The organism is Hymenobacter pini (assembly GCF_020421205.1).
Classification (GTDB): domain Bacteria; phylum Bacteroidota; class Bacteroidia; order Cytophagales; family Hymenobacteraceae; genus Hymenobacter; species Hymenobacter pini.
Map to the genome: position 1 here is coordinate 79,910 of NZ_JAIZZH010000005.1, position 25,766 is coordinate 105,675.

Below are 25,766 nucleotides of genomic sequence, written 5' to 3' on the forward strand. Positions count from 1 at the left end.
ACAGCACCTGCCCTTTACTCCGGTGGGCTCGGCCGTCTACCTGTTGAGCTCAGCCAGTAACCAAGCTTTGGTTTCCGCACCGGCGATTTGCTCGACTATAGCCAACAGCTCAGTGGTGGTGCTCACATGGCGGGCGGCCACCGTGGCCAGTAGCCGGATAAACAATTCGGTGCCCATACGTGTGTGCAAAGCCGCCAGTACCACTGTCCCCTTGTTATAAATCACGCGCCGGTACACGGGCCGGGGGTGCTTCTGGTAATCGAAGCCACATATTGCCGGGGCGTCGCTCACGGTGGCCGCCCGCTTAGCCAATTCGGCCTGATAGCCCGCCTCGTCACCCAATTCGCGCAGGTACAGCAGGCTTGAGTACGTTGCAAATGCCTCGTTCAACCAGTCGTTGTAATCGTGCACTCGCCCGTAGCCCCACCACTTGTGGCTGATTTCGTGGGCCAGAATTAGCAAATCCTCGCGTTTGCCCGCCACATCAAAATCCGTGTAGGTTATCACCGCGGCATTATCCAGCAGCCCGAAGGCATCGGTGTTCGTACCCGGCAAGAAAATGGAGAAGCGGGAAACTGGCTCCTGCTGCCCAATGGTGCGGTTGTAGAACGCAAGTATACTTTCTGCTTTGCGCAGCAGTGCCGTATCGGCAGGCATCAAATTTGCCCCAGTTTTCAGCACCCGAATAGCTGGGCCAGTGGCCGAAACCAGCTGCTGAAACTGCTGACCTACCATAGCGGTAGGCTCTATTGCCCCGGTGCTTCCTCGGAACACCCATTTACCCGGCTGTTGCCGCTTGGCCGCCGTGGCACTCACAACTTGGTAAGAAGTAGGCGCCTGCACTTCCAGCGTGTACGCTACCGTTTCATATTCCTGATAAGGCCGAAAGGGCAGCCAGTTGGTGTGGCCGCTGAAAACCATGCCCTGCTCGGTGAAAAAGCGCGGCGTCAGGGTGCCCGTATACGTCAGGCTAACCTGCCGCTTTCGGTGGTGCTTGCCCGTAGCGTAGCGCACTGCTACCTGCTGCAGCGTATCGGCGAAATAAGAGTAATACACCCGAGGCACCCGTTGCACAGTTGCGCCCGGACTGCTCACATCCGTAATCCGAAACTGTCGGTCCAGGTTCAGCGCAATACCTGTGGCGGTATCAGTGGCTGGCAGCGTGAATGTGTAGTGGCAGATGAAAGAGTGCGTTGCGGGTTCTACCTGCAGCTGTACCTCCACACGGGGTGTGGCGTAGGCGGCCTCATACGTAGCAAGCCACAGGTTTATCACTGCTACCAGATACTTCATATAGAGCACTCTAATTATCTACCCGGAAGCTCTGATAACCGCTGGACGCAGGAAAACTTACACTCCCAGCACTTCCAGCGCCCGCTCAGCAGCGAGCTGTTCGGCTTGCTTCTTGCTCAGGCCCATGCCCGTGGCTACCGGACTTTCGTCCACTACCACCGTGGCCGAAAACTCCATTACGCCGCCGGGGCGGGCTTCGCCGGTGAGGTCGTAGCGCAGGTTTTTGCCGTTGCGCTGGGCCCACTCAATCAGCTTGCTTTTGAAGTTGGTGGTCGTCTGCGTCATGGCCTTCACATCTACGTAGGGCTTGATGAGGCGGCTGAGTACAAACTTGCGGGCCGTTTTGTAGCCCTGGTCGAGGTACACCGCGCCTACTAACGCCTCCAGCGCGTTGCCATTTACGGAGCGGGAGCGGGCGGCCCGGCCCTGGCCGGCATCCAGCTGCACCAGCTTATCGAGGCCAATTTTGAGGGCAATGCCGTTAAGGCTTTCCCGGTTCACAATGCGACTGCGCATCTCCGTCAGAAAGCCTTCCTGCTCGTATGGGTACTTCCGAAACAGGTATTCGGCCACCACCGTGCCCAGCACGGCGTCGCCGAGGAACTCCAGCCGTTCGTTGCTCTGGTGGCGGGCTTGCTCGCCCTGCTGGCGCACCACCGAGGAGTGCGTGAAGGCCAGCTGATACAGGCGTACGTTGTCGGGCGTGTGACCCGTGAGGGTGGCAATAGCCTGCCGAAAGGCCCGGTCACGGCCTACCAGTCGGCGGAAAAAGCCGAATAACGGTAGGGGTTGACCGGGCCTGGGCATTAGTTCTGAAACTTGCGGAATACGACGGACGTGTTGTGCCCCCCGAACCCAAAGGTATTGCTGATAGCCACGTTTACCTTCCGGGCCTGCGCCGTGTTGGGCGTGAAATTCAGAGCCTGGTTGATTTCCGGGTCGGGCGTGTGCAAGTTGATGGTGGGCGGTACCATATCATGCTGCATAGCCAGCAGGCAAGCCACCGCCTCAATACCACCAGCGCCGCCCAGCAAGTGGCCGGTCATGCTCTTGGTAGAGGAAATATTGAGCTTCTCGGCGTGTGAGCCGAATACCGTCTCAATAGCCTTGATTTCGGCACCGTCGCCCAGGGGCGTGCTGGTACCGTGGGTGTTGATGTAATCCACGTCCTCGGGCCGGATGCCGGCGTCGCGGAGGGCGTTCTGCATTACCAGCACCACCCCGCCGCCGGTGGGGTCCGGAGCCGTAATGTGATAGGCATCCGACGACATACCGCCGCCAATCAGCTCAGCGTAGATTTTGGCACCCCGGGCCTGTGCGTGCTCCAGCGCCTCCAGCACGATGGCGCCGGCACCTTCACCCAGCACGAAACCGTCCCGGTCCTTATCATAGGGACGGGAGGCTGTTTCGGGCGAGTCGTTCCGCTCGCTCATGGCCTTCAGGGCGTTGAAGCCCCCAATGCCCGACTCCGTAATGGCCGCTTCCGAGCCGCCGGTCACCATCACGTCGGCCAGGCCGAGGCGGATGTTGTTGAAGGCAGCAATAATGGAATCCGACGAAGAAGCGCAGGCCGAAGTGGTGATGAAGTTGGGCCCGCGGAAGCCGTTTTTGATGGAGATATTGCCCGAGGCGGAGTCGGCAATCATGCGCGGGATGAAGAAGGGCGAGAAGCGCGGCGTACCATCACCGCGGCCAAACTGCACGCATTCTTCCTGCAAGGATTTCAGCCCGCCGATGCCCGAGCCCCAAATAACGCCCACGCGGTCCTTGTTTACAGCTCCGTCCAGCAGGCCGGCGTCGCGGATGGCTTCATCGGAAGCTACCACGGCAAACTGCGTGAACAGGTCCATTTTCCGGCCTTCTTTGCGGTCAAAGAAGTCATCCGAGTTATAGTTCTTCACTTCGCAAGCGAAGCGCGTTTTGAACTTGCTGGCATCGAATCGGGTGATGGGGGCGGCCCCACTCACGCCGGCTTGCAGGCCCTCCCAATAAGCGGGGGCGGTGTTGCCCAGCGGGGTAATAGCACCCAGGCCGGTCACGACAACTCTCCGAAGAGACATAGGCTGGCTCAGAGAAGCGAAAAGAAAGGAAACAGGAGAAAAGCAAAACGGCCGGCGGCAGGCCGGCCGGTAAGCAAGGTGTAGTAGTTAGTGCCCAGTTGCTAGTGCTCAGGTGGCACCAGAACCATCCAGGCACTAAGCACTAGTAACTAAGCACTAAAAACTATTTAGCGTGCTCTTCGAGGTAGCTGATAGCCTGACCCACGGTCTGGATATTCTCAGCCTGATCGTCCGGAATCGACACGTTGAATTCTTTTTCGAATTCCATGATCAGCTCAACAGTGTCCAGCGAGTCAGCACCCAGGTCGTTGGTGAACGAGGCCTCTGGGGTAACTTCTGAAGCTTCTACGCCGAGTTTATCGATGATGATGGCTTTTACTTTTTCTGCAATTTCAGACATTTCCGTGGGGGTTTAAGGAAAACTCGGCACAAATAACACCATCTTCGCTAACATTGTCAAACTTCGTCCCCCTAATCTTCCCGGTACAAGATTATGACCGGGGGAGTTCCGCCGCGGTACTAGAGTAGCTATTTTTGCGTTGTCTTTCCTTTGCCTTGCCCATGAAAACCCTCACCCTGGATGTGGAGTACGACTGTGACTTCGACCTGTTTGGGCTGGTATCGTCGAGCAGGGAACACACGCTGGCCTGGGTGCTCAACCGGGCGCTGCACCTGCGCCTGATCAAGCAGCAGGACCTGATTTACGACCTGCTCACCAAAGGCCGGCTGGTTATCAGCAACTACCTGCACGCCACCGAGCACTACACCCTGCGCCTGCTGCGCAACCGTTCCGTGGCTCCTTCGCCCCTGAAAAAACCTTTCCTAGCCCCCGATATTAAGGAGTACGATTACCTGCTGCAGGTGAGTAGCAGCGTGAGCGGCCGCTCGCCGGAAGAGCTGCTGGTGCAACTTTCTGCGCTGCCCGAAGTCCAATTGGTCAGCCAGGTTGATCCAAATGACCTTAAATTCAAAGAAAATCTGCTCTTTTGAGTATTGAACCCTCCGCCATCCTGAGCGGGAGCGAAGCGCCTTATCCTGCTTGAACATTGTTCTACTAGGCAAGCCGCTTCGCTCCCGCTCAGGATGGCGAGTGTTTGGACCTTTTGCCCGTCTTACTTTTTTTGACCATACCACATTCCATGGAAGTTCGCCCGCATTTCAATAGAACCAAGATTATTGCCACCGTGGGGCCCGCCTCCAACACCTATGAGAAGCTGGGCATGCTGATGCGCGAAGGCGTGGACGTGTTTCGCCTGAACTTCTCGCACGGCAGCCACGAAGACCACCTGGCGGTAATCAACACGGTGCGCCGCCTCAACAAAGACCTGCGCACGCACGTGGGCCTGCTGCAGGATTTGCAGGGCCCCAAAATCCGGTTGGGTGAAGTAGAAGGCGGCGGTGTAGAAATTAAGCCCGGCGACAAAATCAAGCTGGTGTGCGGCGAGAAGGAAATCAGCACCGCCACGCGCCTGAGCACCATTTACTTGGGCCTGGCCCGCGACGTAAAGCCCGGCGACATGATCCTCATCGACGACGGTAAGATTGAGCTGCGCGTGTTGGCCACCGACCGGGACAAGGAAGTGGACGTGGAGGTAATCTACGGCGGCCTCGTGAAGCCCCGCAAAGGCATCAACCTGCCCGATTCCGAAGTATCGGCCCCGTCGATGACGGAGAAGGACATTGAGGACCTGAAGTTTGGGCTGGAGAATGACGTAGACTGGATTGCTCTGTCGTTTGCCCGCCGGGCCGAGGACATCCGCTTTATCAAAGGCCTGATTGCCGAGAGCGGTAAAACCGCCCGCGTAATTGCTAAGATTGAGACTCCCGAAGGCCTGAAGAACCTCGACGAAATCATTGCCCTCACCGACGCCGTAATGGTAGCCCGCGGCGACCTGGGCGTGGAGGTGAAGATGGAAGAGGTGCCGATGGCCCAGAAGATGATTGTGGAGAAGTGCAATAAGGCCGGCAAACCCGTAATTGTAGCTACCCAGATGATGGAAAGCATGATTACGGCCCCCCGCCCCACCCGCGCTGAAACCTCCGACGTGGCCAACGCCGTGCTGGACGGAGCCGACGCCGTAATGCTCTCCGCCGAAACGGCCGTGGGTGCCTACCCTGCCGAAGTAATCCGCTCGATGGTGGGCACGATTATGAGCGTGGAAACGCGCCGCGAATCGCTCTACCACCGGTGGTGGCCCATCACCCCCGACTCGCCCACCTTCATGGTAGACAGTGTGCTGTCGGCGGCCTGCCACTTGGCTAAGAACACGGGCGCTAAAGCCATTACCGGCATGACGCACCGCGGCTACACGGCCTTCCAGATTGCCCGGTACCGCCCGAAAGCCCACATCTTCATCTTCACCGATAACCGCGCCCTCCTGACTACGCTCAGCCTGATATGGGGCGTGCGGGGCTTCTACTACGACCGCATGGTGAGCACCGACAGTACCGTGTCAGACATCAAATACGCCCTAACCACCACTGGCCACCTCAACAAAGGCGACGTGTTCATCAACACGGCCTCCATGCCCATCAACGAGAAGGGTAAGACTAACATGGTAAAGGTGAGCGTAGCATAACTCGGCTTCGTTTTATTACCCTAAAAGGCCCGTCAGCAAATGCTGGCGGGCCTTTTCTTTTTCAGCTAGATGTAACGCATCTTGCAGACGCTGACGGCCGAGGTATAGTCTCTAGACCAAACAGCCTCTCACTCCAACCAATAGCCAAAACAATAAGGCCCTGCGCTTACGCACAGGGCCTCTATCGACAAGAGCAGAAAGCCGATTGACTGCTTAGGCAGCCAGCGACTTCACGAACTTAGCCAGCTTCGACTTGTTGTTAGCGGCTTTGTTCTTGTGAATGATATTCTTTTTAGCCAGACGGTCCAGCATCGACGATACTTTCTTCAGCAGCTCCTGAGCGGCCGAAGCGTCGGTGGTAGCACGCAGTTTCTTAACGGCGGTGCGGGTAGATTTAGCCTGGTAACGGTTCAGCACGCGCTTCGCTTCGTTGGAGCGGATGCGCTTCAGGGCCGACTTGTGATTTGCCATGGGGTTAAAAAAGGTCTTCTGCTCGAATTCAGTTCAATTGGGGAGTGCAAAGGTAAGCGTTTGATTGGAAATAGCAAACACTCCAGCAAAACGACGCTGGACAACCAAGCATATACCCAACGCTTAAAAGCATAACGCCCCGGGCTCAACTGAACCCGGGGCGACTGGCATACTAGCTTTCCACGGGCAGGAAAGCTCTTAATCTACCTTCTTCTCAATGTCGTTGGCCATTTTCTCGTGCGAGCGAAGCATAGGCAGCGTATTAGTAGCAAAAGTTTGCACAGCGGGCGAGCTGGCAGCTTTGCTCTTCACTTCAAACATGGCAATATCCATCTTGTGCGCCGTTTCCATAGCGTCCATATAGTCCTCATCGAAGTCTTTGCCCGATTTGTTCATCAGCTTATCGGCCATGGCCTGGTGTACTGGCATCAGGGCCGTGGGCATTTGCACGCCTAGCGGCGTCGCCACAGCTTTCCAGTCCTGGGTGGCCTTGGTATGATGCGTTACCATCATCTGGCCGTACTGCTTCACTTCGGCGTTGCTGGCTTTTTGGGCGGCCATCTGCCCCAACTGAATTTCCAGCATGTTGCTGCTGGCCACGTTCATCAAAAACGCCGGGTCCTGCATGGTGGCAAATGAGGCGGTATAGGCTGTCATATCGGCGGAGTTGCCGGCTGTGGCCGTACCCGCTGGCGAGGTAGCTGCGCCCGTGGCACTCACGCCAGAATTGGCATCGGGGGCGGGGGTTGGGTTCATGTCGGTACCGGAGCGGGTTGACATGGCGCTGCTGTTTGGAGTGGTAGCGGCATCGGCGGCAGTACCGGAGTTGGTAGTGGTGCAGGCCGCGCTGATTATCAGCGCACCGCAAAGCAGCAGTTGGGAAATGGCTTGTGTTGTTTTCATAGCAAGAAAGAGTTGGTCGGAGCTTATTGGTACGCATACCGCCCCGGGAGGTATGCATATTTTTCAGAATTTTATCGAAGCTCAACCACTTGCAAAACCCTGAACCTCAGCAATAAAAAACTCAAACTTCACCACTTTTAGTCTTCTAGCTGATCATAACCCGCACTCAATGGTTGTTGTAAAAACCAGGACACTAAGTATGCATGCATACTTGTTCATTGCGTATATTTCGTAAGTCATTGCCCGGGTTGTTTCTCCCAACCGCACACTGCCATGCCGCTCGTTGCCACCTCCCCTTACCACGCGCCGTTTTACCTGTTCAACGGCCATTTACAAACCATTGTACCCAGCCTGTGGCGCTCCGTGCCCGATGTCCATTACCAGCGTGAGCGGGTGGAAACCGAAGATGGCGACTTTCTGGACCTGGATTGGTCGCGGCGACCCGATGGGCAGGCGACGGATACGCTGGGCATCGTGTCGCACGGGTTGGAGGGCGACGCCGGGCGGCCCTACGTGCGGGGTATGGTGCGGGCGCTCAACCATGCGGGCCTGGATGCGCTGGCCTGGAACTACCGCAGCTGCAGCGGAGAAATGAACCGTCTGCTTCGCTCCTACCACCTCGGCGACACCGACGACCTAGACTTTGTGATTCGGTACGCATTGGGCACTGCCCGCTACCGCCGGGTATTCCTGACCGGGTTTTCGGCGGGCGGCAATGTGACGCTGAAGTACTTGGGGGAAAACCCCGGCCGGGTACCGAAAGAGGTGCAGCGGGCCGCTGTATTTTCAGTGCCTACCGACCTCAAATCCAGCTCCCACCACATTGCCCGGCTGGAAAACCGTATCTACCTCAACCGCTTCATGAAAACGTTGCGGGAAAAGATGCGGCAGAAGGCAGCCTTGCTACCCGGCCAGGTTGACTTAACTAACTTGGATGAATTGCAGGATTTTCCGCAATTCGACGACCGGTTTACGGCCCCCATGCACGGCTTCAAATCGGCGGATGAGTACTACGAGCACGCCAGCTCCGGCCGCTACCTCAGTGGCATCCGCATCCCCACGCTGCTGGTCAATGCTCAGAACGACCCATTTTTGCCTCCCTCCTGCTTTCCCCGAGACGTGGCGGTCCAAAGCCCCTACGTATTCCTGGAAACGCCCACTGATGGCGGGCACGTGGGTTTTGGGGAAGGTGCGCCGGACGGCCCATATTACTCCGAGCGGCGGGCCGTAGAGTTCCTGACGGCTGAGGTGCCGGGCTAGCAACCGTCTGTCATTGCAAGGCAAAGCCGAAGCAATTCTTGCTTCTCCGAACGCGAAATACTGACCCATACAAAAGCCCCTGATGCTTAGTAGTAGCATCAGGGGCTTTTTCTGTACCGGCTTACAGTGGCAGCTAGTTATTGCGAACTACAACCACTTTCTTGGTGTCGAAGAACTCTTCTTGGAAGAAATCCTTTAGATCAACCAACTCCGCCTTCAGGCCTGATTCCTGAATTTCTTCGGTTAGGTCGCCACCTTTGAGGTAGTAGAGGCCGCTGTTGGGTGCGGCTTCGTAGCGGGGCTTGTAGCGGTGGGCTATCCAGGTATGGAAGGTGGCCAGGCGGGCCACGGCACGGCTCACGATATAATCGTACTTGGGGCGCAGCTGCTCGGCGCGGGTTTGCTCGGCAGTGAGGTTGGTAAGCTGCAGGGCATGGGCCATTTCCTGCACGGCATGAATCTTCTTACCGATGCTATCCACAAGGTGAAACTTCACTTCGGGGAACATAATGGCCAGCGGCAGGCCCGGTAAGCCGCCACCCGTACCCACATCCAATACCGAGGAGCCAGGCGCAAACCCCACTACTTTAGCAATACCCAGGGAGTGCAGAAAATGGCGCTCTTCCAGGTTGTCCACGTCGGTGCGGGCTACCAGATTCAGACGCTCATTCCAGCCCCGAAATTCGGTTTCGAGCTGCTGAAACAGCTGCTGCTGGTGGTCGGTGAGGTGCGGGAAGTAGTGGGTGATAATGCTCATCGTGGGGCAAAGGTACACACAGTAGCGCGCAGCTCCGCTTCGCGCACGAGCGGAGCGAGTTCCTGCGCAGAAGACCCAGACGCTTGTTACTCGCTTCGCTCGTGTGCGAAGCGGAGCTGCGCGCTACCGGGCACAAAAAAAGCCCCGACTTGCGGCGGGGCTTTTTCACTAGATAATTTCTTTCTTGTTTTTCACCATGTCATAGAGCAGCTCACGGGCGCGGTGCAGCTGGGCCTTTACGGTGCCGAGGGGGGCTTTCAGCTCCTGGGCAATTTCCTCATAGCTCAGCTCATCAAAGTAGCGCAGCGTAACGAGGCGCTGGTACTTATCGGGCAGCCGGGATACCACGTGCTGCATGATTTCGATTTTCTGATTTTTGATGGCCGACTCCTGCGGGTTCAGGTTCTGGTCCCGGAAGTCGATGGTGATTTCGTCGCCGTTATCAATCTTGATGGCCGAGTCAATGGACATCGTCTTGATTTTATTCTTGCGAATAAAGTCGATGCAGTTGTTGGTGGCGATGCGGAACAACCAGGTGCTGAAGGCAAACTCCGGGTTGAACTTGTGCAGGTTCCGGAAGGCCTTGGCGAAGGCTTCAATGGTGAGGTCCTCGGCGTCGTCGGGGTTGCGCACCATCTTCAGCACCACGTGATACACCGGTTTCTTGTAGATCTGCATCAGCTCGGCGTAGGCCTTGCCGTCGTTCTTTTCCACAGCAGCCCGAATCAACTTGAAATCGTGCTTGGCTTTGGCAGAGAACTGTTTTTCCTGATTGTTTACTTCCATCGGAGCGTACGGTAGAGGAACAGCGAGATTCCCAGAGCGAGATAATAAAAAAAATACACAGCGTCGAGCACCGGCAGCCACAGGGGCGGCAACTGGTCATCGAGCCGACGGCCGAGTTGATAATACACGGCCAGCATAGCGCCGGTGCGCACGAGCAACACCGTAGCCAAAGGTACCCAATCGGGGCGGGAAAACAGCAGGCCGATTGCCACACCGTAAAAAACCAGATTGGCCCCAATAAAGGTCCCAATCCGCAACCTATCGGCGAGGCGGTAGGTCCGGCCGGCCGACAGATGCCGGCGTTTCTGCCGCCACCAGGCTGCCCACGTAGTGGCCGGTTCGCTGAGGGTGTGTGCCCCCGGCTCGGCTACCACCGCTACCCGGGCTCCGCGCTGCGTGGCGTCCTGCACCAGCAGGTCGTCGTCGCCGGAGAGGCTACGGATGTGAGAAGCAAATCCTTTGGTTAGCTGAAAGACCTGCCGGGTGTACCCCAGGTTGCGCCCTACTCCCATGTAAGGCTGGCCTCGCCACGCGAAGGACAAATACTGTGCCCCCGTCAGCAAGGTTTCAAACCGGATTAATTTATTCAAAAAACCGGATTCTTCGGCGTAAGCCGAATACCCCAGCACCATATCGGCGGGCCGATGGAAGCCGCGCTGCATGTATCTGAGCCACTGATTAGTGGCCGGGATACAGTCGGCATCCGTGAACAACAAGCGCGGGTTGCGGGCGGTTTTGATGCCCAGCGTGAGGGCATATTTTTTTGGCGCTAAGCCGTCAGGGGTGCGCGTGATGGTAACCAGCCGTACGTGTGGGTAATACTGCGTGAGCTGCTGCACATACAGGAACGTGTCGTCGCCGGACCGGTCGTCGATGACTATCAGCTCGAAGCCGGCGGGGTAGTCCTGCTGCAGAATCAGGGGGAGCAGGCGGCGCAGGTTGTCCAGCTCGTTGTGGGCACACACCAGCACCGACACGGGCTCCTCGTCGGGGCCGGTGGTGGGCTCCGGGGGCCGGCGGGCGAAGGGCAAAAAATAATAGGCCGCGTACGTGAGCTGCACCAGCACAGCGGCCAGCAGCACCCACAGGGCGGGCGAAAGATGAAAAGTCAAGGTAGCGCGGGTGTTTCGGAGCGCAAAAGTAGGCATTCGGGGTGGGGCGAGTACCTTTGTACTTGTATCAGATGCCCGTTGCCCGTTACCGGTTGTCAGGCTGTTCTTCCACAGAACCCTTGACGACTCACCACCCGCAACCGGCAACTGGCAACCGACTTCCCAGAATGACCTTCGACCTCGTAGCCAACGACCCGCACAGCAACGCCCGCGCCGGCGTGGTGCACACCGACCACGGCGCCATTGAAACGCCCATTTTTATGCCCGTGGGCACGGCCGGCACCGTGAAAGCCGTGCAGCAGCGCGACCTGAAAGACGATATCAACGCCCAGATTATTCTCGGCAATACCTACCATCTGTACCTGCGCCCTGGCCTGGAGGTGCTGCAGAAAGCCGGTGGCCTGCACAAATTCAACGGCTGGGACCGACCCATCCTCACCGACTCGGGTGGGTACCAGGTGTACTCGCTGAGTGGGACGCGCAAAATCAAGGAGGAGGGCGTGAAGTTTCGCTCCCATATTGATGGCTCACAGCACCTGTTCTCGCCGGAGGGCGTAATGGACATTCAGCGCACCATCGGGGCCGATATTATGATGGCCTTCGACGAGTGCACGCCCTGGCCCTGCGAGTACAGCTACGCCGCCCGCTCCCTGGACATGACGCACCGCTGGCTGAAGCGCTGCATTGCTCGCTTCGACAGCACCGAGGGCCACTACGGCTACCGCCAGACGCTGTTCCCGATTGTGCAGGGCTCCACCTTCAAGGATTTGCGGGTGAAGTCGGCGGAGTTTATTGCCGAGCAGCAGCGCGAGGGCAACGCCATTGGCGGGCTGAGCGTGGGCGAGCCGGCGGAAATGATGTACGAAATGACCGATCTGGTGTGCGGCATCCTGCCCAAGGATAAGCCCCGCTACCTGATGGGCGTGGGCACGCCGGCCAACATCCTCGAAAACATTGCGCTGGGCGTGGATATGTTCGACTGCGTGATGCCCACCCGCAACGCCCGCAACGGCATGCTGTTCACCACCCAGGGTATCATGAACATTGCCAACAAGAAGTGGGCCGACGATTTCGCGCCAATTGACGAGGAGTTGGGCGGCTACGTGAGCACCTTCTACTCGCGCAGCTATGTGCGCCACCTGTTCCACAGCAAGGAAATGCTGGGCCCGCAAATTGCTTCCATTCACAACCTCACCTTCTACCTGTGGCTGGTGAAGCAGGCCCGCCAGCAAATCCTGGCCGGCACCTTCCGCGAGTGGAAAGACCGGATGGTGAAGCAGGTGATGACAAGGTTATAAGGAGTTTCTCGTTGCTAGTTGCTGGTTTCTAGTTACCGTTCAACAGACCTGTAGCATGACAATCAACAACTAGAAACCAGAAACCAGAAACCAGTAACTTTTGATGAAGCTGCTCGATAAATACATCATTAAGAAGTTTCTCACTGCGTTTTTCTTCGCGGTGGTGATGCTGGTGTCGGTTATCTGCGTGATTGACTTCACGGAGAAGAACGACGACTTTCTGCAGCACAACCTGGGCGCGTGGCAGATTCTGTCGGAGTACTACGTGAACCTGTTTCCGTACTTCGCTAACCTGCTCTCCCCCATCACCGTGTTCATTGCGGTGGTATTTGTGACGGCCCAGCTGGCGGCGCGCACCGAAATTGTGGCCATTCTGGCCTCGGGCATCAGCTTTAAGCGGTTTCTGCTGCCCTACATCATGGGCAGCGCCATTCTGGGGGCTATGACGATGGGCATGACGGGCTGGCTGATTCCTATTGCCAATAAAACCCGGGTGCGCTTCGAGAAGGCCTACATCAAGAACCCCTACCGGTTTAGCGGGCGCAACGTGCACATCAAAATCGGCCCCCAGAGCTACGCCTTCATGGAGAGCTACGACAACGTGAATAACGTGGGCTACAAGTTTGCGTTGGAAACTATTGATGGGCAACTGCTGAAGCGCCGCATGACGGCCGAGGCCATTACCTGGGACTCTACCAAACGAGCCTGGCACCTCACGCCCCAGCTCATCCGCACGTTCCGGGGCGAGAAGGAGACGCTGCAAACCATGCCCGCCCGCGACACGGTGCTCAACCTCTTTCCTAAGGACTTCGCCAGCACTTACCGCTTGGCCGAAACCCTGACGCTGCCCGAGCTCAACAACTTCATCAACCAGAAAATAGCCCGCGGCTCCGATGATACGCAGGTATACCTGAGCGAGAAATACGAGCGGTACGCCTACCCCTACGCCATGTTCATTCTCACGGTAATTGGCGTGATTATGAGTGCCCGCAAGAGCCGGGCGGGCGTGGGCGGGCAAATTGCGCTGGGCTTCGTGCTGGCCTTCGTGTTCATCATTTTCGTGATTCTGAGCCGCAACCTGGCCGCCGTGGGCACCCTCTCGCCCCTGCTGGCCGCCTGGATTCCCAGTATCATCTTCACCATTATCGGGGCCGTGCTCTACCGCGTGGTACCACAGTAGGAATGTGATGGAAATGTGGATAAACGTGAATAATGTGCTTGGGCTAGTCAGTTAGTAACCCCACGTTTCTACGCTCCACTTACTTCCACATTCAGCACATTTCCCACATTCAACACATTACTTCTTCCGTGCTCAAAGACTACCTGCGTTTACATTTCATTGTACTGCTCTGGGGCTTCACGGCTATTTTGGGCAAGCTGATATCGGTGCCGCCGGTGGAGCTGGTGTTCTGGCGTACGTTGCTGGCCGCTACAGGCCTAGCGGTGTTGCTGGCGGTGCGGCGGCAACCCTGGCGCGTAACGGTGGGTGAGGCGGCCAAGCTGCTGGGCGTGGGCGTGCTGGTGGCTGCCCACTGGATTACCTTTTTTCTGGCCGCCCGGCTGTCGTCGGTGAGTGTGTGTTTGGCGGGGCTGGCCACGCTGGCGCTGTGGACGTCGCTGCTGGAGCCGCTGGTGCTGTGGCGGCGGGTGCGACTTTACGAGGTGGGCCTGGGCCTGCTGACGATGGTGGGGCTGTACCTGGTGTCGCAGGCGGAGCTGGACCAGTTGGCGGGGCTTCTGGTGGCTATTGTGTCGGCGGGGCTGTCGGCGCTGTTTAGCGTGTTCAACTCCAAGCTGGTGAAGCGCCACACCCCATTCCAGGTGACGCTGTACGAAATGGCCGGCGCCTGCCTGAGCATTGTGCTGTTTCTGCCCATTTACGACCAGTATTTCACTGAAGGCCGTGGTGTGCAGCTGGCCCTGAGCGGCTACGACTGGCTGTGGCTGCTGCTGTTGGCCGGCGTGTGCACGGTGTACGCCTTCAGCACCTCCGTAGAGCTCATGAAGCGCATTTCGGCCTTCGTGGTGAACCTGACCATCAACCTAGAGCCCGTATACGGCATTGTGCTGGCCGTGCTGATGTATACGTTGCGCATTCCCGGTTTCGGGCAGGAAAAACTCTCCACGGGCTTTTACCTGGGCACCGTGGTTATTCTATCCAGCGTACTCATTCACCCCTTACTCGACCAGTGGAACCAGCGCCGCCAGCGCAAAGCTGAGGCGGCCGATGTACTGGTTGGATAAAGAAAAAAGATAGCCCAAAGCTGTGCTTTGGGCTATCTTTTTTAGAGTCGGCCGTCCCACACTTGGTAATGCGGCGGCAGTTCTAGTTTTGGTGGGGCTTCCTGCCCCGGGAACAGTCCATATACCGCCGAGCCGGAACCCGACAAGCTGGCATAGATGGCCCCGGCCGCGTACAGTTGCGCTTTGATTTCGCCCAGCACCGGATAGTGCGGAGTTAGCGCATCCTCAAAGTCGTTGCTGATGGTGTCGCGCCAGGTTTCCAGGGGTTGGCTGATGGCCGCACGCAAATCGTGGCGGGGGGTACGGGGCTGCACGCGGCTGTAAGCCTCGGCCGTGCTGATGTGCAGGCCGGGGTAAATAACCTTGCAGGCTACCCCAGTCAGGCCGAGGGTGATATCCTCGAATACGTCGCCCCGCTCGTAGGCAAACACCGGTTTATTCCGGATGAAAAAGGCGCAGTCGGAGCCCAGGCGGCGGGCGTAGCCTTCCAGCTGCTCTGCGCTTAGGGTTAGCGTGAACAAGTCGTTGAGGGCCCGCAGGGCAAAAGCGGCGTCGCCAGAGCCACCGCCCAATCCGGCCCCGATGGGCACCACTTTGTGTAGATGCAGCTGCACGGGCGGCAGGTTGAAATCGGCGCGTAGCAGCTCGTAGGCCCGCAAACACAGATTAGTGCTCGGTTCGCCGGGGATGGGAATACCGGTGAGGGCCAGCGTGGTTTCGGCGGCGGGCAATGCTTCCAGCGCATCCGCCCAGGGCAGCGGCACAAACACCGATTCGAGGTTGCGGAAGCCGTCGGGCCGCTGGCTGGTGATATACAGGCCCAGGTTGAGCTTGGCGTTGGGAAATACGAGCATACGAATCGGGGGCTAGAAGCCGCAAGCTACACGCTACCCACCTTTTTTGCCGGTAAACGGGGTCATTATCGTTTCGTACACCTGCTAAACAACGCGTAGCGTGTAGCTTGCGCCCTAAAGTTTACCGCTTCACCCGATGCCCACCGCCACTCCTACATCTTGGTATGCCCGCCGGGGTAAGCGCCTGCTGGATGTGCTGGTGGCCGCACCAACGCTGCTGCTGGCGCTGCCGGTACTGGTGGTACTGGCTCCGCTGCTGGCCTGGCAGAACGGGGGCGGCTGGCTGTTCCGGCAGCCCCGACCAGGGCTGCATGGGCACCCGTTCACCTTCTACAAGCTCCAAACCATGACCAGCCGGCGCGACGCACAGGGCCAGCTACTGCCCGATGCAGACCGCCTTACTCGCCTGGGCCGCTGGGTGCGCGCTACCAGCCTCGACGAGCTTCCGCAACTCTGGAACGTGCTGCGCGGCGACATCAGCCTGGTAGGACCCCGCCCGTTGCTGGAGCAATATCTGCCGCTGTACTCCCCGGAGCAGAACCGACGCCACGCGGTACGCCCCGGCATTACCGGCTGGGCCCAAATCAACGGGCGCAACGCCATCAGTTGGGAGCAGAAGTTTGCGTTAGACGTGTGGTACGTGGATAACCTGTCGTTTGGGCTGGACCTGCGAATTTTGCTGCGCACCGTAGGCCGGGTGCTGGGGGCACACGATATTGCCGCTCCCGGCCAGGCCACTATGGAGGCTTTCCGGGGCACGCCTCCCCCCTCTTCTCTATAATTCCGCCGTATGCCTTCTGTTGCTGAGTTGTCCGATGCGCTTCGTCCGCTGGCTATTGTGGGTGCCGGTGGGCTGGGCCGGGAGGTGCTGCTGCTGATTCGGCAACTCAATGAGCACCAGCCCATCTGGGAGGTTACCGGTTTTTACGATGACCGGGCACCGGCCCAGCCCACCATCCACGGCGTACCATACCGAGGCACCGTGGCCGACCTCAACGCCACTACCGCGCCCTTGCACGTAATTGTTGCCGTGGGCAGCAGCCGTAGCCGGCAGGCCATTGTGAATCGGCTAACAGCTAGTCACCTGCAATTTGCCACGTTGGTACACCCCAGCGTGGCACTGGCCGGGTATCAGCATATCCACATCGGGGCGGGCTCCATTATCTGCCAGGGCTGCATCCTGACTTGCGACATTACGCTGGGCCAACACGTGCTGCTTAACCTGGGCTGCACCATCGGGCACGATGCCGTGCTGGAAGATTTCTGCTCCCTGATGCCTCACGCCAACGTGGGCGGAGAAGCGCACCTGGAAACGGGTGTGTATCTGGGCACCAACGCTACGGTTATCAATCAGGTGCGAGTGGGAGCCGGAACGGTAGTAGGAGCTGGCGCCGTGGTAGTGCGCGACCTGCCAGCCGGGTGTACTGCCGTGGGCGTGCCGGCCCGCCCTCTTTCCCCGGCTTAATTTTCCGCAGATTTTCTGCCACGGCCGCCGCATTTTGCTCATCTTGCCGCCTACCCGCTTACCCTGTTTTCACCCCGTTTCATGCGCAGTCAGGATTACGACCGGTTGTACCTCTCCCCTCCTCACCTCGGCCGGCATGAGTTGAATTACCTGCACAAGGCCATTGAAGACAACTGGGTAGCCCCCGTGGGCCCCAACCTGGATGGGTTCGAGCGAGACATCTGCGAGTTCACCGGAGCCGGGCACTGCGTGGCGTTGTCGTCGGGCACGGCGGCCATTCACTTGGGGCTGCGGCTGCTGGGCGTGGGTCCCGGGGATGAAGTCCTGTGTCCGTCTTTCACCTTCGTGGCTACGGCTAACCCTATTCTGTACCTGGGGGCCCGGCCGGTTTTCGTAGATAGTGAGGCCGAAACCTGGAATATCTGCCCCGAGCGGCTGCGGGAGGCACTGGAAGATTTGCGGCGACAGAACCGCCGACCCAAGGCCCTCATCATCGTGCACCTCTATGGTATGCCTTGCCGCCTGCGCGAAATCCTGACCGTAGCTGCTGAGTTTGAGGTACCCGTGCTGGAAGATGCCGCCGAGGCCCTTGGTAGCCGCTACGAGGGCCGCCCGCTGGGCACGTTTGGCGAGGTAGGCGTTTTCTCTTTCAACGGCAACAAAATCCTGACTACCAGCGGCGGCGGAGCCTTGGTAACCAACCGGCCGGACTGGGCCGAGAAAGTGCGCTTCTGGGCTACCCAGGCCCGCGACCCAGCCCCCTATTACCAACACTCTGAGTTGGGCTACAACTACCGGCTGAGTAACCTGCTGGCTGGCATCGGGCGGGGTCAGATGGAGCTGCTGGCAGACCGGGTAAAAAAGCGGCGGGAGATTTACGCTTGGTACCAGGAGCATCTACACGCTATTTCCGGCCTTACCCTTGGGCCCCAGGAACCTGAGGCCGGGCGCTCCAACCGGTGGCTAAGCTGTTTGCTGCTCAACCCCGCGGAAACGGCCATTACGCCCGAGCAGCTGCGCCTGCACCTGGAAACCCGCAACATTGAGAGCCGCCCGCTTTGGAAGCCCCTGCATCTGCAGCCACTGTTTGCCGACGCTCCCGTGTACGGCGGCGAGGTATGCGCAAAGTTGTTTGCCCGGGGTCTGTGCCTGCCCTCGGGTTCTGCTATGTCGGAAGCTGATTTGCAGCGCGTTGCCTCTTCTATCACCGCTACAACTCAACAGGCCTGAATAGCCAAATTAGTATAAAAAGTTTCGCAGGTAGTTTATAGAGTACAAAAGTCAACTAAGGTAGTATATGCGAAAACGGACTCTGAATAGGTTCAGAAGCCGTTTTTCAATGCTTTGTTTGTTAACCAAGGGCCTGCTGTAAGTCCGTGAGTAGTTCCGCTACCGGCTCAATACCCACCGACAGGCGCACCAATCCGACCGTAATACCAAGCTCTTGCCGCTGCTCTTCTGTGAGGGCCCGGTGCGAAGTGCCTACTGGGTACGACAACGAGGAGTCTACCCCGGCCAAGGAGGGCGCAAACGGGAAGCGCTGACTGGCGCGAATAAACCGGTTCACGGCTTCCTCTGAATCATCAGCCAGCCGGAACGAAACCATACCCCCGAAACGGCCCGCGCCCTGCTCACTGGCTAGCTCGTGCTGCGCGTGCGTGTGCAGCCCCGGATAAAATACTTCTGCCACGGCTGGGTGCTGGGTTAGCAGTTCGGCCACGGCTTGGGCATTATAGCAATGCGCGTTCATGCGCAAACGCAGGGTTTTAAGCCCCCGCACCGCCAGCCAGCTTTCCATGGGGCTCAGCGTGAGGCCGAACAACGTCCCGATTTGCTTGAGCCGGGCGGCATCTCCCTCCGTGCGGGCTACCACAGCCCCGGCCGTTACATCGGAGTGGCCAGCCAGGTACTTAGTCACGCTGTGCATCACCAAATCGGCCCCGAAGGCTAAAGGGTTGGTGAGTACCGGCGAGGCAAACGTATTATCCACCACCAGCTTCAGGCCCAGGGCGTGGGCGGCGGCGGCGGCGGCTTGCAGGTCAACCACGCGCAGCAGCGGGTTGCTGATGGTTTCGCAGAGCAGCAGCCGGGACTGAGGCTGCGCGTACGCCACCAGGTTGCTGGTCAGGTCATTGAAGGGCACGTACGTTACCGATATGCTCAACCGGCTTAGTTCTTGGTTTAGCAGCGCCGCCGAGCCGCCGTAGATATCTGCCGCGCACAACACATGGTCGCCGGCAGTGCAATACGTAAGAATAGCCGCAAAAATGGCCGCCATACCCGAGCCGGTAGCTACTGCTCCGGCTCCATCCTCCAACCGGTTTACAGCCTCGGCCAGCTCATCGGAGTTGGGGTTGCCATTGCGCGAGTACATATAGCGGCTGCCTGGCTCCCCAAAGTATAATTCCAGTTCGTTGAGGTCTTCAAATTTGAAAACCGAAGTCTGGTAAATGGGGGTGATTTTGGGGTGGATGTGCATGGATGTAGTAAATAAGCAGCCGCTACGGCGTGGTACGACAGGCCAAGAACACTAGCCTTTTGTAGAAGCTGCAAGCTACTACTGCGTGTACTAGCAAAGCAAAAAGCCCCGCGTCTGAGCATTCAGACGCGGGGCTTTTATTGGGTTGTTGCTGATAGATTACGCCGCAGCGCCTTCTGCCAGTACAATTACGTTGTTGCGCAGCACTTCTACCACGCCGCCTTCGATGGCGAAACGGGTAGCACCGCCGTTCAGCACCACTTCACCAGCCTTTAGGGCCGAAATCAGCGGGGCGTGGTTGTTCAACACTTCAAACAGGCCATCAACACCCGGAAACTGGGCCGATGTAACCTCCCCTTCAAACACCTTACGGTCGGGGGTGATGATTTCCAGATGCATATTTTTTGAGTTTCTGGTTTCTGGCTGCTGGTTGCTAGTTGTTATTTAAACAGCTGGCAACCAGCAACCACACCCCAATTATTTTCTATTCGGTTGAATGACAACTAGAAACTAGAAACAAGCAACCAGAAACTTATTTCGCTTCCGCCATCAGCTTCTCGCCCTTGGCTACGGCATCCTCAATGGTGCCTACCAGGTTGAAAGCAGCCTCGGGCAGGTGGTCATACTTGCCGTCGATGATTTCATTGAAGCCTTTGATGGTGTCTTTGATGTCAACCAGTACGCCTTTCAGGCCGGTGAACTGCTCAGCCACGTGGAAGGGCTGCGACAGGAAACGCTGCACGCGGCGGGCGCGGGTTACCGTCAGCTTGTCTTCCTCGGAGAGTTCGTCCATACCCAGGATGGCGATGATGTCCTGCAGTTCTTTGTAGCGCTGCAGAATCTCTTTCACGCGCTGGGCGGTACCGTAGTGCTCCTCACCCAGTACCTCTACCGACAGGATGCGCGAGGTGGAGTCCAGCGGGTCTACTGCGGGGTAGATGCCCAGCTCGGCAATCTTACGCGACAGTACCGTGGTAGCGTCCAAGTGAGCGAAGGTGGTAGCCGGAGCCGGGTCAGTCAAGTCATCGGCAGGTACATATACGGCCTGTACCGAGGTGATGGAACCACGCTTGGTAGAGGTGATACGCTCCTGCATGGCACCCATTTCGGTAGCCAGCGTGGGCTGGTACCCTACGGCCGACGGCATACGGCCCAGCAGAGCCGATACTTCCGAACCAGCCTGGGTGAAGCGGAAAATGTTGTCGATGAAGAACAGGATGTCACGACCGGCACCGGTGCCGTCACCGTCGCGAAAGCTCTCGGCTACCGTGAGGCCCGACAGGGCTACGCGGGCACGGGCTCCGGGAGGCTCGTTCATCTGGCCAAACACGAGGGTAGCTTTCGAGTCTTTCAGGGCTTCGGCGTCCACTTTCGTGAGGTCCCAGCCGCCTTCTTCCATCGAGTGCTTGAAGCCTTCGCCGTATTTAATTACGTCCGACTCCAGGAATTCGCGCAGCAGGTCATTGCCTTCGCGGGTACGCTCACCCACACCAGCAAACACCGACAGACCACCGTAGGCCTTAGCAATGTTGTTTACCAGCTCCATGATGAGTACGGTTTTGCCTACACCGGCACCACCGAACAGACCAATTTTACCACCCTTCACGTAGGGCTCGAGCAGGTCGATTACTTTAATACCGGTGAACAGAACTTCCGACGACGTAGCGAGGTCTTCGAAAGCCGGGGCCGAGCGGTGAATCGGCAGGCCACCGTCGCTCTTGGGCTGGTCGATGCCGTCGATGGCGTGGCCAATTACGTTAAACAGACGGCCACGTACACCTTCGCCGGTGGGCATGGTGATGGGCGAGCCCAGGTCACGAACTTCAGCGCCGCGGGTCAGGCCCTCGGTCGAGTCCATGGCAATGGTGCGCACACGGTCTTCGCCCAGGTGTTGCTGGCACTCCAGCAGAACTTTTTGGCCGTTGTCCTTCGTGACTTCGAGGGCGTCGAGAATGTTGGGAAGCTTAGAGCCTTCACCCGCGAAGCTCACGTCCACCACGGGACCGATAACCTGGGTGATTTTGCCGGTATTCGCCATTTCTTTCTATATAAGGGGATGGGTTCAACGTTTCAGGTCGCAAAAGTACGGCTTAATCCCGGCATTGCCAAGGCCCCTCCCCGGCCCACTGCATCAACTTTTTTTTACGCATCTGAACCCCTGAAAATCAGCTTAAAAAGCCTCTTTTACCCTAATCGGGGCCCTCTTTCTCAAAAAAATTTTTGCGCGGAAATTTGCCTAAAACAAAAGCCGCCGTACATTTGCAGAACCAAACGGCACGCTTACACCGGCAGCCGAGCGGGAAATTGTCCGATGGTGTAACCGGCAACACGCTTGATTTTGATTCAAGAAAGTCCAGGTTCGAGCCCTGGTCGGACAACTTCACACAACGCGAAAGGCGCTGATTCTTCCTCCTCCGGAAGAGTCGGCGCCTTTCGCTTTTTCACTACTTGTCATTCTGCGCAACGCGAGGAACCTGGGCTACCCCGTAGCGGCTAACCTAAGTTCCTCACGCTGCCTGGGATGACATTTTTTGTTTTCCTTTTTTCACTCCACCCCTTTCATGTCACAGCAGGTTAAAATTTTTGCGGGCAACGCCTCGCACGAACTGGGCGAGCAAATTGCCGCCGCCTACGGGATGCAGCTCGGCGACCTGAGCATTCAACGCTTTGCTGATACGGAACTGGGCCCCTCGTTCAATGAAAGCGTACGGGGCTGCGCCGTATTCCTGATTCAGAGCACCAACCCGCCGGCCGAAAACCTGATGGAGTTGGCCCTGATGGTGGACGCCGCCAAGCGGGCCTCGGCTTATAAGGTGAATGTGGTGATGCCCTACATGGGCTACGCCCGCCAGGACCGTAAAGACAAGCCGCGCGTGAGCATCGGGGCCAAAGTGGTGGCCAACATGATTCAGAGCGTGGGCGCCGACCGCCTGATGACCTGCGACCTGCACGCCGGCCAGATTCAGGGCTTCTACGATATTCCGGTAGACCACCTCGACGGTTCTACCGTGACGGCTCCTTACATCAAGAGTCTGAACCTCGACAACCTCATCTTTGCCTCGCCCGACGTGGGCGGCGTGGTGCGCACCCGGGCCTTCGCCAAGAAGTTTGGGGCTGAAATTGTAGTCTGCGACAAAATGCGTCTGCGGGCCAACGAAATTGCCTCCATGCAGGTAATCGGCGACGTGTCGGGCATGAACGTGGTGCTGGTGGACGACATCGTGGATACGGCCGGCACTATCTGCAAAGCCGCTGAGCTACTGATGGAGCGTGGGGCTAAATCGGTACGGGCCGTTATTACTCATGGCGTGCTGAGCGGTCCGGCCCACGAGCGGATTCAAAACTCGGTGCTGGAAGAGTTGGTAATTACGGATACCATTCCGCTGAAGCAAGAGAACCCCAAAATCAAGGTTATTTCGCTGGCTCCGCTGTTTGCGCAGGCCATTCACAACGTGGTGTCGCACGAGAGCATTAGCTCTTTATTCGTGTAAGCAGCACAGCAAGCGTGCTGCTTGTGCTGTACTTTGGCACGGTATTGAAGAGAGGGAGCTGTAAAAGGTTCCCTCTCTTCGCATTTTATTTCTCCGCTATGAAACTCTCTTTACTTCGCTCTATTACTATCTGCTTCGGTGTTGTGCTAGCTGCCAGCAGTTGCACTACCACGGTACACATGCAGGCCCTGGCCCCGGCGGCCGTGCGCATGCCCACCGATATGCAGCACATTGCTACGGCCAGCCGCGTGCTGCCGGATAGCCGCCGCGACAAGTTTTTTGATGTGCTGGAAGGCGTGTTCACCGGCGAAGGCCCCATGGTGGACCGGGCCGGCACCGAAGCCTGTATTATGAGCGTGGGCGAGTCGTTGGTACGCAATAGTCCCCGCTTCCGGGTGACGCCCGCTAACCTGCAGCTGCAGGGCCGCACCCGCGAGTTTTTCCTGCCTCCGCTGGCCCCCGCCTACGTGCAGCAGCTGTGCCGCACCTCGCAGGTTGAAGGGCTGGTGGTGCTGGAGGCGTTCGACTCGGATATGGTGCTGGAGCAGAAGAAAGAGGAGCGCACCATTAAGGAGAAGGACAAGCCCGACCGCAAAGTGCAGGTAACCGTGGTGAACATGGCCATGCGCGTGGTCACCGGTTTCCGCACCTACGGCCCCCAGGGTACGGTTGTCGACCAAGCCAAGCAGGAGGACCGCCTCAGCTGGACCAGCGAAGGAGCTACCTACCAGGCCGCCTTGGCCGGGCTGCCGGCCCCCGGGGAGTGCGTGCGCCAAGTGTCATTGCGCGTGGGTGACCAGTATGCCCGTCGCATTGCGCCCTCCTACGTGGCTGTATCCCGTGACTTGTACACCCGGGCCCGCAAAGACGATTTTATGCGCCAAGCCCAGCAGCGCGTAGCCGCCACCGACTGGACCCAGGCCGCCACCATGTGGCAGCAGGCCGCCCGCAACCCTGACGCCCGCGTAGCTGGCCGCGCCTTCTATAACCTGGCCGTAGCTCAGGAAATGAACGGCGACCTGCCCGGTGCCATCGACTACGCCCGTAAAGCGGCTTACGACTACCACCTCCGCGCCGCCGTAGCCTATTTGCGGGAGCTACAGGCCCGCCAGCAGGCCGAGCAAGTGGTGCAACAGCAAATGGAGGGAGCCGCTAATTAATTTCGAAATGGGATGCGGCTCCGGCTAATTGTTGGGTTACGGCTTTCATCTCCCGACTAACCTGCCTATCTTTGCGGCCCGTTTGCCTGCTGTGGGTGAGCGGTTTCATTCCTCAAAAGCACACTTTTATGAAAAGCCTCGAGATTGTAGGGTTTAAAAGAGCGAATCTCGGTAAGAAGGACGCTAAGGCGCTCCGCCTCGACTCGTACGTACCTTGCGTACTGTACGGTGGCGAAGACCAAGTTCACTTCTCCGTTCCGGCTATCCTGTTCCGCGAGCTGCTGTACACCCCCGAGGTGCACATTGTAGACCTGAACATTGAAGGCGACATCCGTCGCGCCATCGTGCAGGACGCTCAGTTCCACCCCGTGAACGAAATGCTGCTGCACGTTGACTTCCTGGAGCTGCAGGAAGGCAAAGAAGTGAAAATGGAAGTGCCCGTACGCTTCGTGGGCACCTCGCCCGGCGTTCAGCAAGGTGGCAAGCTGGTTAGCAAGCTGCGTAAGCTGAAAGTGAAGGCTACCCCCGAAAACCTGCCCGATTCGGTAGAAGTAAACATTTCGGACCTGGGCCTGGGCAAGTCGATCAAAGTGAACAAGGTAGAAGCTCAAGGCTACACCATCCTCACCAACCCGCTGGCTCCCATTGCTACCGTGACCATTCCGCGTGGTCTGCGTGGTCAGTTGCAGGCTGAGAAATAGTTTTTTCGCGCTGTTGAAGCGTATAGAAATCCTGCTTCGCCTGGTGGCGGGGCAGGATTTTTTATGTTTACCGCCCTCTACCTTCGTTTATGAAATTTCTTGTTCTCTGCCTGGGCAACATCGGGCCGGAATACGCCGACACCCGCCACAACGTGGGTTTTATGGTGGGCGACTACCTGGCCCGCAAGTTTGAGGCCGCGCCCTGGCAGCTGGGCCGCCACGCCTTCACTACCGAAATCAAGCATAAGGGCCACATCTACGTGCTGGTGAAACCCACCACCTACATGAACCTGAGCGGCAAAGCGGCGGCCCACTGGCTGAGCGCGCTCAAGCTGCCCAAGGAAAACATGGTGGTAGTGACTGACGACTTGGCCCTTCCTTTTGGTAGGCTACGACTGAAAGCCAAAGGCTCGGCCGGCGGCCAGAACGGCCTCAAGCACATCCAGGAAACCCTGGGCTCAGATGAGTACGCCCGCCTACGCTTCGGCATCGACTCCAGCTTCTCGAAGGGCCGACAGGTAGACTACGTGCTCAGCCCCTTCTCCGCCGACGAGCAAATCGACTTAGAAGGCCGTTTGGAGAAAGCCGCTGAAGCCGTGCTGGCATTCGGTACGATGGGTGTGGAGCGGGCCATGAACGTAGTGAATGTAAAGTAATACGGTTTGCACTACAACTCATTAAGCATTTGCAGAATGGCTCAAAAGCAGTGGGTTGAGGACTACGCTTCAGAGATGCCGGACTTTCTGAACGAAAGCTCATTTTATTTGGAGCCATTGACAACAATTGTCGGGATAGGGACTCCGTTTAAACACATCGAAGATTGCTCCAATGGCTATACTCTCTTGACGAAATA

The 25,766-nt window shown here is 58.0% G+C and carries 26 protein-coding genes and 1 tRNA gene; 14 read left to right on the forward strand and 13 right to left on the reverse strand.

The window, feature by feature from the left end; all coding sequences use genetic code 11:
- Positions 1-36 precede the first annotated feature (36 nt).
- The 4 genes from LF252_RS18355 to LF252_RS18370 form a co-directional block, all read right to left on the reverse strand.
- Entirely contained in the window at positions 37-1,293 is a 1,257-nt protein-coding gene (locus LF252_RS18355) for a M1 family aminopeptidase (protein ID WP_226271051.1), read from the reverse strand.
- 57 nt (positions 1,294-1,350) lie between these two features.
- Positions 1,351-2,100: a ribonuclease III gene (gene rnc, locus LF252_RS18360; protein WP_226271052.1), complete on the reverse strand. Its 750-nt coding sequence runs from the start codon at positions 2,098-2,100 to the stop codon at positions 1,351-1,353.
- On the reverse strand, positions 2,100-3,353 hold the full coding sequence (gene fabF, locus LF252_RS18365; protein WP_226271053.1) for a beta-ketoacyl-ACP synthase II: 1,254 nt from the start codon (positions 3,351-3,353) through the stop codon (positions 2,100-2,102). The genes rnc and fabF overlap by 1 nt, the downstream gene beginning before the upstream one ends.
- A gap of 163 nt (positions 3,354-3,516) precedes the next feature.
- Positions 3,517-3,753, reverse strand: coding sequence for an acyl carrier protein (locus tag LF252_RS18370; RefSeq protein ID WP_169532328.1), 237 nt, complete (start codon positions 3,751-3,753; stop codon positions 3,517-3,519).
- A gap of 161 nt (positions 3,754-3,914) precedes the next feature.
- Here LF252_RS18370 and LF252_RS18375 point away from each other — a divergent pair, with 161 nt between their 5' ends.
- A complete protein-coding gene (locus tag LF252_RS18375) occupies positions 3,915-4,343 on the forward strand; it encodes an IPExxxVDY family protein (protein WP_226271054.1) in 429 nt (142 codons plus the stop codon).
- Between the two features lie 149 nt (positions 4,344-4,492).
- Positions 4,493-5,932, forward strand: a complete 1,440-nt coding sequence (gene pyk, locus LF252_RS18380) for a pyruvate kinase (protein ID WP_226271055.1) — start codon at positions 4,493-4,495, stop codon at positions 5,930-5,932.
- A 213-nt stretch (positions 5,933-6,145) separates the two neighbouring features.
- Here pyk and rpsT read toward each other — a convergent pair whose 3' ends face one another.
- The gene (rpsT, locus tag LF252_RS18385) at positions 6,146-6,403 is read right to left on the reverse strand and encodes a 30S ribosomal protein S20 (RefSeq protein ID WP_044013973.1); all 258 of its coding nucleotides are present in this window, start codon (positions 6,401-6,403) and stop codon (positions 6,146-6,148) included.
- A gap of 198 nt (positions 6,404-6,601) precedes the next feature.
- Positions 6,602-7,306, reverse strand: a complete 705-nt coding sequence (locus LF252_RS18390; protein ID WP_226271056.1) for a DUF4142 domain-containing protein — start codon at positions 7,304-7,306, stop codon at positions 6,602-6,604.
- A gap of 273 nt (positions 7,307-7,579) precedes the next feature.
- Between LF252_RS18390 and LF252_RS18395 the strand changes: the two genes are divergently transcribed.
- Complete coding sequence (locus LF252_RS18395; protein ID WP_226271057.1) at positions 7,580-8,566, forward strand: YheT family hydrolase; 987 nt, start codon at positions 7,580-7,582, stop codon at positions 8,564-8,566.
- 133 nt (positions 8,567-8,699) lie between these two features.
- Here LF252_RS18395 and rsmG read toward each other — a convergent pair whose 3' ends face one another.
- The 3 genes from rsmG to LF252_RS18410 form a co-directional block, all read right to left on the reverse strand.
- Positions 8,700-9,323: a 16S rRNA (guanine(527)-N(7))-methyltransferase RsmG gene (rsmG, locus tag LF252_RS18400; RefSeq protein ID WP_226271058.1), complete on the reverse strand. Its 624-nt coding sequence runs from the start codon at positions 9,321-9,323 to the stop codon at positions 8,700-8,702.
- A 168-nt stretch (positions 9,324-9,491) separates the two neighbouring features.
- On the reverse strand, positions 9,492-10,109 hold the full coding sequence (locus LF252_RS18405; RefSeq protein WP_125420219.1) for an RNA polymerase sigma factor: 618 nt from the start codon (positions 10,107-10,109) through the stop codon (positions 9,492-9,494).
- A complete protein-coding gene (locus LF252_RS18410) occupies positions 10,100-11,221 on the reverse strand; it encodes a glycosyltransferase (RefSeq protein WP_226271059.1) in 1,122 nt (373 codons plus the stop codon). Before LF252_RS18410 ends, LF252_RS18405 begins: the two co-directional genes overlap by 10 nt.
- Positions 11,222-11,388: 167 nt before the next feature.
- On the opposite strand from LF252_RS18410, the gene tgt reads away from it, so the two are divergent.
- The 3 genes from tgt (at position 11,389) to LF252_RS18425 (ending at position 14,763) form a co-directional block, all read left to right on the forward strand.
- On the forward strand, positions 11,389-12,519 hold the full coding sequence (tgt, locus tag LF252_RS18415) for a tRNA guanosine(34) transglycosylase Tgt (RefSeq protein ID WP_226271060.1): 1,131 nt from the start codon (positions 11,389-11,391) through the stop codon (positions 12,517-12,519).
- A 103-nt stretch (positions 12,520-12,622) separates the two neighbouring features.
- A complete protein-coding gene (locus LF252_RS18420) occupies positions 12,623-13,699 on the forward strand; it encodes an LptF/LptG family permease (protein ID WP_226271061.1) in 1,077 nt (358 codons plus the stop codon).
- A gap of 128 nt (positions 13,700-13,827) precedes the next feature.
- Positions 13,828-14,763 carry a DMT family transporter gene (locus LF252_RS18425; protein ID WP_226271062.1) on the forward strand — a complete coding sequence of 312 codons (936 nt, stop codon included), beginning with the start codon at positions 13,828-13,830 and terminating at the stop codon, positions 14,761-14,763.
- A gap of 41 nt (positions 14,764-14,804) precedes the next feature.
- Here LF252_RS18425 and ispE read toward each other — a convergent pair whose 3' ends face one another.
- On the reverse strand, positions 14,805-15,617 hold the full coding sequence (ispE, locus tag LF252_RS18430) for a 4-(cytidine 5'-diphospho)-2-C-methyl-D-erythritol kinase (protein ID WP_226271063.1): 813 nt from the start codon (positions 15,615-15,617) through the stop codon (positions 14,805-14,807).
- 136 nt (positions 15,618-15,753) lie between these two features.
- On the opposite strand from ispE, the gene LF252_RS18435 reads away from it, so the two are divergent.
- From LF252_RS18435 to LF252_RS18445, 3 genes are all read left to right on the forward strand, one after another.
- Positions 15,754-16,398, forward strand: a complete 645-nt coding sequence (locus tag LF252_RS18435) for a sugar transferase (protein WP_226271064.1) — start codon at positions 15,754-15,756, stop codon at positions 16,396-16,398.
- A gap of 9 nt (positions 16,399-16,407) precedes the next feature.
- Positions 16,408-17,082: a NeuD/PglB/VioB family sugar acetyltransferase gene (locus LF252_RS18440; RefSeq protein WP_226271065.1), complete on the forward strand. Its 675-nt coding sequence runs from the start codon at positions 16,408-16,410 to the stop codon at positions 17,080-17,082.
- Positions 17,083-17,163: 81 nt separating this feature from the next.
- Positions 17,164-18,312 (forward strand): DegT/DnrJ/EryC1/StrS family aminotransferase, encoded by a 1,149-nt coding sequence (locus tag LF252_RS18445; RefSeq protein WP_226271066.1) that lies wholly within the window; start codon positions 17,164-17,166, stop codon positions 18,310-18,312.
- Between the two features lie 121 nt (positions 18,313-18,433).
- On the opposite strand, the gene LF252_RS18450 is transcribed toward LF252_RS18445, so the two are convergent.
- From LF252_RS18450 to atpD, 3 genes are all read right to left on the reverse strand, one after another.
- The gene (locus LF252_RS18450; RefSeq protein ID WP_226271067.1) at positions 18,434-19,561 is read right to left on the reverse strand and encodes a trans-sulfuration enzyme family protein; all 1,128 of its coding nucleotides are present in this window, start codon (positions 19,559-19,561) and stop codon (positions 18,434-18,436) included.
- A gap of 159 nt (positions 19,562-19,720) precedes the next feature.
- Entirely contained in the window at positions 19,721-19,960 is a 240-nt protein-coding gene (atpC, locus tag LF252_RS18455) for an ATP synthase F1 subunit epsilon (RefSeq protein WP_226271068.1), read from the reverse strand.
- 133 nt (positions 19,961-20,093) lie between these two features.
- Entirely contained in the window at positions 20,094-21,599 is a 1,506-nt protein-coding gene (gene atpD, locus LF252_RS18460) for a F0F1 ATP synthase subunit beta (RefSeq protein ID WP_226271069.1), read from the reverse strand.
- 267 nt (positions 21,600-21,866) lie between these two features.
- On the opposite strand from atpD, the gene LF252_RS18465 reads away from it, so the two are divergent.
- From LF252_RS18465 to pth, 5 genes are all read left to right on the forward strand, one after another.
- A tRNA-Gln gene (locus tag LF252_RS18465) sits at positions 21,867-21,939 on the forward strand.
- A 183-nt stretch (positions 21,940-22,122) separates the two neighbouring features.
- Positions 22,123-23,052 (forward strand): ribose-phosphate pyrophosphokinase, encoded by a 930-nt coding sequence (locus tag LF252_RS18470; protein ID WP_226271070.1) that lies wholly within the window; start codon positions 22,123-22,125, stop codon positions 23,050-23,052.
- 98 nt (positions 23,053-23,150) lie between these two features.
- The gene (locus LF252_RS18475) at positions 23,151-24,212 is read left to right on the forward strand and encodes a DUF6340 family protein (RefSeq protein ID WP_226271071.1); all 1,062 of its coding nucleotides are present in this window, start codon (positions 23,151-23,153) and stop codon (positions 24,210-24,212) included.
- Between the two features lie 128 nt (positions 24,213-24,340).
- Positions 24,341-24,913: a 50S ribosomal protein L25/general stress protein Ctc gene (locus LF252_RS18480; RefSeq protein WP_226271072.1), complete on the forward strand. Its 573-nt coding sequence runs from the start codon at positions 24,341-24,343 to the stop codon at positions 24,911-24,913.
- 89 nt (positions 24,914-25,002) lie between these two features.
- Positions 25,003-25,569 (forward strand): aminoacyl-tRNA hydrolase, encoded by a 567-nt coding sequence (gene pth, locus LF252_RS18485; RefSeq protein WP_226271073.1) that lies wholly within the window; start codon positions 25,003-25,005, stop codon positions 25,567-25,569.
- Positions 25,570-25,766: the final 197 nt, after the last annotated feature.

What these genes read in the sequence shown, in the direction of transcription:
- ispE (WP_226271063.1), bottom strand. Translation starts at nt 15,617, where the DNA reads ATGCTCGTATTTCCCAACGCCAAGCTCAACCTGGGCCTGTATATCACC.
- LF252_RS18440 (WP_226271065.1), top strand. Translation starts at nt 16,408, where the DNA reads ATGCCTTCTGTTGCTGAGTTGTCCGATGCGCTTCGTCCGCTGGCTATT.
- LF252_RS18470 (WP_226271070.1), top strand. Translation starts at nt 22,123, where the DNA reads ATGTCACAGCAGGTTAAAATTTTTGCGGGCAACGCCTCGCACGAACTG.
- rsmG (WP_226271058.1), bottom strand. Translation starts at nt 9,323, where the DNA reads ATGAGCATTATCACCCACTACTTCCCGCACCTCACCGACCACCAGCAG.
- LF252_RS18405 (WP_125420219.1), bottom strand. Translation starts at nt 10,109, where the DNA reads ATGGAAGTAAACAATCAGGAAAAACAGTTCTCTGCCAAAGCCAAGCAC.
- LF252_RS18435 (WP_226271064.1), top strand. Translation starts at nt 15,754, where the DNA reads ATGCCCACCGCCACTCCTACATCTTGGTATGCCCGCCGGGGTAAGCGC.
- tgt (WP_226271060.1), top strand. Translation starts at nt 11,389, where the DNA reads ATGACCTTCGACCTCGTAGCCAACGACCCGCACAGCAACGCCCGCGCC.
- LF252_RS18450 (WP_226271067.1), bottom strand. Translation starts at nt 19,561, where the DNA reads ATGCACATCCACCCCAAAATCACCCCCATTTACCAGACTTCGGTTTTC.
- pyk (WP_226271055.1), top strand. Translation starts at nt 4,493, where the DNA reads ATGGAAGTTCGCCCGCATTTCAATAGAACCAAGATTATTGCCACCGTG.
- rpsT (WP_044013973.1), bottom strand. Translation starts at nt 6,403, where the DNA reads ATGGCAAATCACAAGTCGGCCCTGAAGCGCATCCGCTCCAACGAAGCG.
- LF252_RS18475 (WP_226271071.1), top strand. Translation starts at nt 23,151, where the DNA reads ATGAAACTCTCTTTACTTCGCTCTATTACTATCTGCTTCGGTGTTGTG.
- atpD (WP_226271069.1), bottom strand. Translation starts at nt 21,599, where the DNA reads ATGGCGAATACCGGCAAAATCACCCAGGTTATCGGTCCCGTGGTGGAC.
- pth (WP_226271073.1), top strand. Translation starts at nt 25,003, where the DNA reads ATGAAATTTCTTGTTCTCTGCCTGGGCAACATCGGGCCGGAATACGCC.
- LF252_RS18420 (WP_226271061.1), top strand. Translation starts at nt 12,623, where the DNA reads ATGAAGCTGCTCGATAAATACATCATTAAGAAGTTTCTCACTGCGTTT.
- LF252_RS18480 (WP_226271072.1), top strand. Translation starts at nt 24,341, where the DNA reads ATGAAAAGCCTCGAGATTGTAGGGTTTAAAAGAGCGAATCTCGGTAAG.
- LF252_RS18370 (WP_169532328.1), bottom strand. Translation starts at nt 3,753, where the DNA reads ATGTCTGAAATTGCAGAAAAAGTAAAAGCCATCATCATCGATAAACTC.
- LF252_RS18390 (WP_226271056.1), bottom strand. Translation starts at nt 7,306, where the DNA reads ATGAAAACAACACAAGCCATTTCCCAACTGCTGCTTTGCGGTGCGCTG.
- fabF (WP_226271053.1), bottom strand. Translation starts at nt 3,353, where the DNA reads ATGTCTCTTCGGAGAGTTGTCGTGACCGGCCTGGGTGCTATTACCCCG.
- LF252_RS18395 (WP_226271057.1), top strand. Translation starts at nt 7,580, where the DNA reads ATGCCGCTCGTTGCCACCTCCCCTTACCACGCGCCGTTTTACCTGTTC.
- atpC (WP_226271068.1), bottom strand. Translation starts at nt 19,960, where the DNA reads ATGCATCTGGAAATCATCACCCCCGACCGTAAGGTGTTTGAAGGGGAG.
- LF252_RS18445 (WP_226271066.1), top strand. Translation starts at nt 17,164, where the DNA reads ATGCGCAGTCAGGATTACGACCGGTTGTACCTCTCCCCTCCTCACCTC.
- rnc (WP_226271052.1), bottom strand. Translation starts at nt 2,100, where the DNA reads ATGCCCAGGCCCGGTCAACCCCTACCGTTATTCGGCTTTTTCCGCCGA.
- LF252_RS18375 (WP_226271054.1), top strand. Translation starts at nt 3,915, where the DNA reads ATGAAAACCCTCACCCTGGATGTGGAGTACGACTGTGACTTCGACCTG.
- LF252_RS18355 (WP_226271051.1), bottom strand. Translation starts at nt 1,293, where the DNA reads ATGAAGTATCTGGTAGCAGTGATAAACCTGTGGCTTGCTACGTATGAG.